12 protein-coding genes and 1 pseudogene are annotated in these 7,412 nt (G+C 33.7%); all 13 read left to right on the forward strand.

Annotated features, from left to right (window positions below):
* Window positions 1-464: 464 nt before the first annotated feature.
* The 13 genes and pseudogenes from GZ63_RS0114780 (at window position 465) to GZ63_RS0114835 (ending at window position 7,410) form a co-directional block, all read left to right on the forward strand.
* Entirely contained in the window at window positions 465-752 is a 288-nt protein-coding gene (locus tag GZ63_RS0114780; RefSeq protein WP_029270891.1) for a TIGR04104 family putative zinc finger protein, read from the forward strand.
* A gap of 175 nt (window positions 753-927) precedes the next feature.
* Window positions 928-1,242 (forward strand): YfzA family protein, encoded by a 315-nt coding sequence (locus GZ63_RS0114785; RefSeq protein WP_029270892.1) that lies wholly within the window; start codon window positions 928-930, stop codon window positions 1,240-1,242.
* An 85-nt stretch (window positions 1,243-1,327) separates the two neighbouring features.
* Window positions 1,328-1,555: a hypothetical protein gene (locus GZ63_RS0114790; protein ID WP_029270894.1), complete on the forward strand. Its 228-nt coding sequence runs from the start codon at window positions 1,328-1,330 to the stop codon at window positions 1,553-1,555.
* Window positions 1,551-1,697, forward strand: a pseudogene (locus tag GZ63_RS18510) (GNAT family N-acetyltransferase); the annotation flags it as partial. The gene GZ63_RS0114790 and the pseudogene GZ63_RS18510, both read left to right, overlap by 5 nt.
* A gap of 218 nt (window positions 1,698-1,915) precedes the next feature.
* Window positions 1,916-2,950, forward strand: a complete 1,035-nt coding sequence (locus GZ63_RS0114795; protein WP_029270896.1) for a flavin-containing monooxygenase — start codon at window positions 1,916-1,918, stop codon at window positions 2,948-2,950.
* A 67-nt stretch (window positions 2,951-3,017) separates the two neighbouring features.
* Window positions 3,018-3,215 carry a hypothetical protein gene (locus GZ63_RS0114800; RefSeq protein WP_029270898.1) on the forward strand — a complete coding sequence of 66 codons (198 nt, stop codon included), beginning with the start codon at window positions 3,018-3,020 and terminating at the stop codon, window positions 3,213-3,215.
* Between the two features lie 99 nt (window positions 3,216-3,314).
* On the forward strand, window positions 3,315-3,485 hold the full coding sequence (locus tag GZ63_RS17970; protein ID WP_156947745.1) for a hypothetical protein: 171 nt from the start codon (window positions 3,315-3,317) through the stop codon (window positions 3,483-3,485).
* 166 nt (window positions 3,486-3,651) lie between these two features.
* The gene (locus GZ63_RS0114810) at window positions 3,652-4,515 is read left to right on the forward strand and encodes an aminoglycoside phosphotransferase family protein (protein WP_029270900.1); all 864 of its coding nucleotides are present in this window, start codon (window positions 3,652-3,654) and stop codon (window positions 4,513-4,515) included.
* A 334-nt stretch (window positions 4,516-4,849) separates the two neighbouring features.
* On the forward strand, window positions 4,850-5,035 hold the full coding sequence (locus GZ63_RS0114820; protein WP_029270902.1) for a DUF2281 domain-containing protein: 186 nt from the start codon (window positions 4,850-4,852) through the stop codon (window positions 5,033-5,035).
* A gap of 4 nt (window positions 5,036-5,039) precedes the next feature.
* Window positions 5,040-5,165 (forward strand): type II toxin-antitoxin system PemK/MazF family toxin, encoded by a 126-nt coding sequence (locus GZ63_RS17580; RefSeq protein WP_156947746.1) that lies wholly within the window; start codon window positions 5,040-5,042, stop codon window positions 5,163-5,165.
* Between the two features lie 87 nt (window positions 5,166-5,252).
* Window positions 5,253-5,438: a hypothetical protein gene (locus tag GZ63_RS16915; protein WP_226374451.1), complete on the forward strand. Its 186-nt coding sequence runs from the start codon at window positions 5,253-5,255 to the stop codon at window positions 5,436-5,438.
* A 321-nt stretch (window positions 5,439-5,759) separates the two neighbouring features.
* Complete coding sequence (locus GZ63_RS0114830) at window positions 5,760-6,194, forward strand: SMI1/KNR4 family protein (protein WP_029270904.1); 435 nt, start codon at window positions 5,760-5,762, stop codon at window positions 6,192-6,194.
* A gap of 148 nt (window positions 6,195-6,342) precedes the next feature.
* Complete coding sequence (locus GZ63_RS0114835; RefSeq protein ID WP_051681512.1) at window positions 6,343-7,410, forward strand: serine hydrolase; 1,068 nt, start codon at window positions 6,343-6,345, stop codon at window positions 7,408-7,410.
* The last annotated feature ends 2 nt before the right edge of the window (window positions 7,411-7,412 follow it).

Raw genomic sequence — 7,412 nt, forward strand, 5'->3', positions numbered from 1 at the left:
AAAAACAAAAGAAAAAACGGTTGCGTTTATCATTTATTGATAAACACAACCGATTTTGTTTATTTGGGGCTAGTTATGTCCCAGCCTCATTTTGTGTTAAAATGAAGGTGCTTCCATAACCTCATCAATCCAAAGGGGTGATGGTAATCACATTTTCATTAATATTTGGATTTCATATGGGGCTTTGGGGCTGTTGGTTATAATTGATTGCTTTTCTTGCCTGGATCCTACACATTGTTACCTACGAATATTGCAGACTTAATATTTATCCCTGTATGGTTCGTGTTATGTGCGGCCTGTTACTGGATTAATAACCATTAGTTTCTAATTTGGCTTTTTGGCTAGTGGAACTCTGCAGATGTAAACAACTTCCCCGTAGTGAACAGTCTTGTGTAAACGGACGTAATAATTGAATCGTGTGCATTCTTCTGAATAGGGTTATATTGCTGAAGGAGGGTTATTGAATGCCGATTTGTCAGAATTGTGGTGAAAAATGGACTTGGACACAAACGATTAAAACGATATTTAGGTTAGAATGTCCTTATTGCGCTAAAAAACAATACGAATCCGCATCATCAAGAATACGCAGTGGTATGTTTTGGCTAATCCCGTTCATATTTCTTCCTATTAATGCTGGATTCGAATTCTCAGTTGATTTGTCCCTATTAATTGCGGTCCTACTGGGTTTCGTAATACTTGGTTTATACCCATTTATTTTAAAATTATCTAATGAGGAAGAACCCTATTGGTAATTTTATCGACTTTTCCATTATCGGGCGTACGCATTGGAAAGCCAGTTGACACAATAAATGGTGTTTCAATCTAAATAGAATTTATTAGGCGTCCAAACTGAATAGAAGGGGCATTAGATGGAATAACGCCTTGGCGTGATAACAGAATGAAATGAAAAAAAGGGGAAATGGTCAAATGACAGACGAACAAAAAAAGGGACGTCTCCATCGGATAAGATGGTGGATTATTGCCCTCAGCGTATTTTTCATTGTGCAATTAATTTTTTTTACTATTGACGGAACATCTTTGGAACCAAACTTAAATGATTCGGACAACATAGTTGGTAAGTACGCAGATTGGCTTTTAGAATCGAGACTTTTTAATGAATGGATCACTCTATATAGCTTCCCATGGTTTAACTTAGCTACAATCCTTTTTGTCATTTTTTTACTTGCAAATGCAGTAACAGATATATTTTCTATAAAGGAAATTAAACAGCGCCGAGGTTAACACAAATCTTAATTTAACCTACGATACAAAAATATGAAGGTTTATAATACAATCGGCCAGATTGTGAGGTTAGGGAAGTGATGTTATGAAATTATTCAAGTCGATGAATGAAAGAGAATCACTTCATTGGAAAAAGGGGGCTTTTTTTGGTTTTTATACTTACTTGCTGATATCAGCGGTAAATTATTTTTATTATTTAGCAACGGAAAATGTTTTATTTTCTCCCACCTTTGTTTTTTGGAGTGGTTTATTAGGTGCCTTTGTATTTGAACTAATTTTTAATCTTAAATATAAATATCGATCCGATAATTGATTTTCTTTTCGAATCTACTGGGATACATCGATTGGGTATGTCTACCTTGTCGGGAAATGTAAGAATGATGAAGGTAGCCGAAAAGATTGGAATGCAGGAAGAGGCGCGAATAAGGAATGCGAGAACGATAGATGGTGAATAATTTGATGCAATTAAGATGGGAATATTACGAGAAGAATGGGAAGGGTTAAAAAGTAAATAATGGTCATTTTTCAGCTATCAATCGTTGTGCCAGAATCGGGCGAGATTGTTTAATAAATTATCGTGTGGAACTGATGAATGATGCATAAGGGTAGCCCTCGATAACTTAATAATGTATATTAAAATTAATACCACGTGGGGGTATGTCAATTGGGAAATATATATGATGTTATTATTATTGGGGCTGGTCAAGCTGGAATTGCAATGAGTTACCAATTAAAACAAAAAGGTATTAATAATTGTCTTATGATAGATGCACAAAAACGTATCGGAGACTCTTGGCGTTTCCGTTATAAATCACTTGTACTATTCACTCCAAAATCATATTCTGCTCTTCCAGGATTAGAAATGAAAGGTGATTCCAATTCTTATCCAACAAAAGATGAAATGGCTGATTATTTGGAGGGGTACGTAGCTTACTTTAATTTGCCAAACAAAATGGATACCGTCGTTACAAGCATTGAAAAGAGGAATAATTATTTTAGCGTATTTACATCGGAAGAGAAGTATCAATCAAAGAAGGTAATTGTTGCTTCAGGTGCTTTTCAAAAACCATATGTACCACACGTGATTAAAAATGAGGGTAATGTAGTATCACATATGCATTCCTCTTTATACACTGAACCAAAAGACCTTAATAATGGAACCTCATTGGTTGTAGGAGGAGGCAACTCGGGAGCGCAAATTGCGGTTGAGCTGTCGAAGGATAGAGAGGTTATCCTTGCTATATCACACAAGCTAAAATTCCTCCCTTTGGAGATATTTCGGAAAAGTATTTTTTATTGGTTAGAGAAACTTCAACTTTTGTATGCTGGTACAGATACAATTAGGGGCAGACTCTTTCAAAAAAGAAATGATCCCATCTTTGGAAAAGAGTTAAAACAAGCCATTGAAAGTCGGAAAGTAAAAATTAGACCAAGGGTAACAGAGGTTGACGGCAAAAGAGTAACTTTTTCCGGTGGTAGTTCACTTGAGGTAAGTCAGATTATTTGGGCTACTGGCTTCGTTCCATTGTATGAAATAATTCGTATTGATGGGGCGATTGATAAAAAAGGCAATCCTATACATAATCGAGGTATTAGTCCAATTAATGGATTATATTATATTGGGTTGCCTTGGCAGCATAGCCGTGGTTCTGCTCTCATTTGTGGTGTTGGAAGAGATGCTGTGTTCTTGGCAGATAAACTTTTTTGATTACAGCAATCGGGCCATTTAATCGAACAACTATGTCCCAGAATAGGATTATAGGAGATGAAAACTATTGAAGAAGATTCATATTTACCACATTACATTAACAAACGGTGAACTACTTAAGGATATTAAAATCAAGGGATCGCTTGAACGAAAACTTTCTGGTGTTGGAGTAAATTTTATCTCCGCAGAGGATGCTGACGGAAAAACAGTTACGCTTAGTAAATTTCATATCATCAAAGCAGAACTTGTTAAAATCGAGGAGTAATCACGTAACTGCAACAATAGGGCGCAGTTGTGGAACATAGGCTTTCAGGAATCAGTCTATATTGTTGAAGGTTATTCGCTTTTGGGGGAGGGGAATCAAATGAAAAAAATACACATATTCAATATTGTTTCAGGGGTAATTGTGTTATTAATTTTGGGTTCAGCGATAGCAACAGGTAGCAATTTATTACCGTATGCTTTAATAGCTTTGTTTTTTATTATTTACAAGTTCAAAACAGAATTAGAGCAATCGCCTTGTTGGGAAACATAATCATCCTTCTTTTTTCGCTAGCGACCTTATTGCCCTTCCTATTGGCTCCTTAGCTAATAAAAGATTATGCCGTAATCGGGCGCAATTGTTTATTAAATGATTACGCCGATATTGAACAAAAGGACCATTTTGCTGCATAACGCTTTAAAGAAAAAGGAGGGGTTGGATGTTAAATCGTGTCATTCAACAATTTGGATTGAATGTGTTATCAATTAATGAGGTTGAAGATTCCCATAGTTCCACAGTCTATAAATGCAATTTGCTTAACGGGGAAAATATTTTTTTAAAAATACCTTACACGAAGCTGAAGTGTCAGCGAGAGTTAAAAGCCTATGAAATCTTAAAAGAAAGAGTTTCCATTCCTAAAATGTTGGATTATTGGTCTGGTGATGAGGAGTGTCCTGGCGCATTTTTATTATCTGAATTAAAAGGACAACCGTTAACATTTATGGCCCCACCAACAGTAGCGTTTCAGGTTGGGGTCCTTCATGCCTCGATGCATCAAATTCAACCGCCTACCACGCCGAAGTTAACCGGTATACAAAATGAATTTCCGAACTGGTCTAATTTTGTTGAACGTCAATTTTATAGTTTTGCTGAGGATGTAAGAGAAGTTTTGGATGAAAATTTATACAAACAAGCCGTTGAAAAGTTTGAGAAAATGAAACTACAGCTACCTCCTTCAGATGGTCCAAGCTTTATACATATGGATTTTCGTCCAGCAAATATAATTGTTGATGAAAATAAAGTTTCAGGCATGATAGATTTTGAAAGTGTACGATTTGGTTCAACAGAAATCGACTTCACCAAACTGTACCGGGATTTTTTACGTTTCGATTTTACCTTGTATCAGTCCTATCAAGAAGGCTATAACACTATAAGGTCATTAATTGATTTGGAAGTTGTATTGCCTTTTTATCGATTTACAGATGCCTTTAATAGTATTGGCTGGTGTAAACGACGTGGAATTGAAAAAAACGCTTCATTTCTTGAAGAAAATTTATCAAGCCTAAAAAAAATGTTACTATAAACCGCAATCGGGCGGTTGTTTAACAAGTATTATCTCCAATTTTAATCAGAGAGGATGATAAGTAGTGGGTAGAAATAAATTAATGGTGTTATATCCTAACGTTAATCGGAATATTTGGATTGGTAGCAATGGTTTTAGGATATACTGAACCATCTTTAATAAAAGCTGTCTTATTCATTGTCGGAATCACTTTGTTAGTTATTTCTTTGTTTAAAGAAAAAACGAAGCTAAAAAATATCTAATAAAGTTCTTTCAACAACGGGCAGATTGTCTTTTGGTTTTGCATAGATAGTGAATCGTAACTGAAGTGATATAATGGAAGAGATGTTATTACATGGATACAGCTAAGGATCGTTTACTTAAAATTATTGATGAAATACCTGAACAAGAAGTGGATAAAATTTTGGGTTTTGCAGAGTATTTAAAGGCTAAAAGAGATAAAAGAATGTCTGAGGATTTAACAAAAAATAGTGGGAGTAGCTTGGGTTTTTGGGATAATGACATCGATGACGAGGTTTGAAACAATGTATAAACAAGGTGATATTGTTTTAATACCAGTTCCATTCAGTGATTTAAAAACCCACAAGCAACGTCCAGTACTTATTATTTCAAATGATAGTTATAACATAATAAGACGGTGTTTAAAATGAGTATTAACCGTGAAGAACTTAAACGGCTAATTGACTTTATTCACGAAGAGGACGGCTGACGTATATGACTTTATTGGTTATTTAAATATGAAACGTGAAAGAAAAGCCATTGATCAAATGGATTTAGACCTTTTTTCTAAGGATAAGGAACTCATCCAGCAAGTACAGAAAAGTCGGGAAGATCGTGAAAATGGACGTATTTATGACCAAGAGCAGGGACTAAAATATCCTCAGCATAAAATCAGGGAGTTTGAAAGTGAACAAAACTTATAATGTCTATTGGTCACAAACTGCCTTGATGAATTAAGCAATATTTTTGCATATCCACCAGAAGTTAAGGAACGGATATATTTGGATGCTTATAAGCGATTATCATATATGCCTGTTTTGACTGCAAAACAAATACCCTATGGGACTTTAAAAGGTATTGAGTAAGACTTGGTTTATATCAAGAAATTCTAATATTTGAGGTTAATGAAGAAGCATCTGTCCTTTACCGGGGCATCGGCCTATTTTGTTGAGTCATGATTTCGAGTAAAATAGTTGAAAGCAGAATGATTATTCATATGAATTTAATAGGTGATAGCATTGATTATGTGGAAAGATTATATAAACAGCATTTCAAAAGAATGTCAGTTTAAAGCACCTGCGACTGCAACAGCGTTGTTATCAATTAAAACTGAATTGAATATTAAATTACCTAAAAAGTTAACCGATTTATATAATGAAACAAATGGTGTATATGGTAACTATGGCATCTCTTTTATTTGGCCAACAGAACAGGTGATCAAAGAAAATATATTTTTTTGGACTATTAACGAACATAGAGATTCTATGGAGCTATTAGATACTTTTTTATTTTTTTCTGATGCTGGTAATGGTGATTTATTTGGATATTCAATAAAAAATGGAAGTATCCAGAATGAAGATATTTATGTCTGGAATCATGAAGATGATAGTCGAAGTCTAATTGCGTCATCGTTAGAAGAGTTCCTCAGAGGTTGGATTATTGGGGAGATTTCTATCTAATTTTTTTAATATTAAAAATGGATTAACCGAAATGACTGGCTGAGCCTATAATACGATGCGCAATTGTTTATTAAATGATTACGCCGATATTGAACAACAAGGCCATTATATTGAAGTAATTTTATAAAAATAATACCAAGGAGTTAAAATGAAAGTTATTATAGTAAGTATTGCAGTAGTATTAATATTATTTCTTGTATTTATTGCCTTGGGAATTGCAGTAAATAAGCGAAATATGAAGAAAGATAAGTATGATCTATTAAATTATTTCAAAAATAATAAAGATAAATTATCTATTACTCTAAAAGAGAACGGCCAAGATACCTTGGTTTTAAATTCAGAAAGGAATTTTCCATTAGCAAGTACATTGAAAATAATAATAGCGTTTAATTTCGTTAAAAGTGTAGCAAATAACAAATTTTCTATTACCGATAATGTGGAGTTAAATGAACTTGAAAAGTTTTATATTCCAAATACAGATGGAGGGGCGCATCCTAAGTGGAAAAAGTCAATTGATAATCCTACAGAAGTTTCTTTATTAGAAATCGCTAAAGGAATGATGCAATTTAGCTCTAATGCTTGTACAGATTTTTTAATTAATAAAATTGGCCCGGATATTATTAACGAGAGCATTGAAGTACTTAATCTAAATCACGATAAAATTGCTTATTTAACACCACCTATCTTAATCCCAGGATATTTATCAGATAAACGAAGTTTGGCTATAAATAAGCTAGAAGCAATGGACAAACAATCTTATCAAGAATTATCACATAAAATATTTGAGAAAATGAAAGCCAATGAAACTACAGATCTCGAAGAAAAGGCACCTAAGATGTTAAATCAGAAAATGCAACTTTTAATCACGAACAAAACGGCTTCTTCAACAACAAAACATTATGCAGATTTAATGTTTAGATTAGGAAAAGAACTTTTCACCAAAAAAGAAAAAGAATTATTTAGTGAAATTCTTATAGGAGAAAATGTTAAAGATGATGGGGATGATTATTTTTGGTATAAAGGTGGATCTACTATGTTTGTTTTAACTTCTGCCTTATATAAAGAATCTAAGGATAGCACTGTATCTGTTTCTCTATTTATTAAAGATGATACAGGCGGAGAATTGTACTGGATAAGAAATATATTTAGCGATTTTGTTAAAAGTGTTGCGACAAATATGGAGTTTAGAAAAATGGTAAAGGAAAGACTAAATTAAAA

The sequence above is a fragment of the Virgibacillus alimentarius genome (assembly GCF_000709085.1).
In the GTDB taxonomy this organism is placed as follows: domain Bacteria; phylum Bacillota; class Bacilli; order Bacillales; family Amphibacillaceae; genus Virgibacillus_B; species Virgibacillus_B alimentarius.

What these genes read in the sequence shown, in the direction of transcription:
- GZ63_RS0114785 (WP_029270892.1), top strand. Translation starts at nt 928, where the DNA reads ATGACAGACGAACAAAAAAAGGGACGTCTCCATCGGATAAGATGGTGG.
- GZ63_RS0114790 (WP_029270894.1), top strand. Translation starts at nt 1,328, where the DNA reads ATGAAATTATTCAAGTCGATGAATGAAAGAGAATCACTTCATTGGAAA.
- GZ63_RS0114830 (WP_029270904.1), top strand. Translation starts at nt 5,760, where the DNA reads ATGTGGAAAGATTATATAAACAGCATTTCAAAAGAATGTCAGTTTAAA.
- GZ63_RS0114780 (WP_029270891.1), top strand. Translation starts at nt 465, where the DNA reads ATGCCGATTTGTCAGAATTGTGGTGAAAAATGGACTTGGACACAAACG.
- GZ63_RS0114810 (WP_029270900.1), top strand. Translation starts at nt 3,652, where the DNA reads ATGTTAAATCGTGTCATTCAACAATTTGGATTGAATGTGTTATCAATT.
- GZ63_RS17970 (WP_156947745.1), top strand. Translation starts at nt 3,315, where the DNA reads ATGAAAAAAATACACATATTCAATATTGTTTCAGGGGTAATTGTGTTA.
- GZ63_RS0114820 (WP_029270902.1), top strand. Translation starts at nt 4,850, where the DNA reads ATGGATACAGCTAAGGATCGTTTACTTAAAATTATTGATGAAATACCT.
- GZ63_RS17580 (WP_156947746.1), top strand. Translation starts at nt 5,040, where the DNA reads ATGTATAAACAAGGTGATATTGTTTTAATACCAGTTCCATTCAGTGAT.
- GZ63_RS16915 (WP_226374451.1), top strand. Translation starts at nt 5,253, where the DNA reads ATGAAACGTGAAAGAAAAGCCATTGATCAAATGGATTTAGACCTTTTT.
- GZ63_RS0114835 (WP_051681512.1), top strand. Translation starts at nt 6,343, where the DNA reads ATGAAAGTTATTATAGTAAGTATTGCAGTAGTATTAATATTATTTCTT.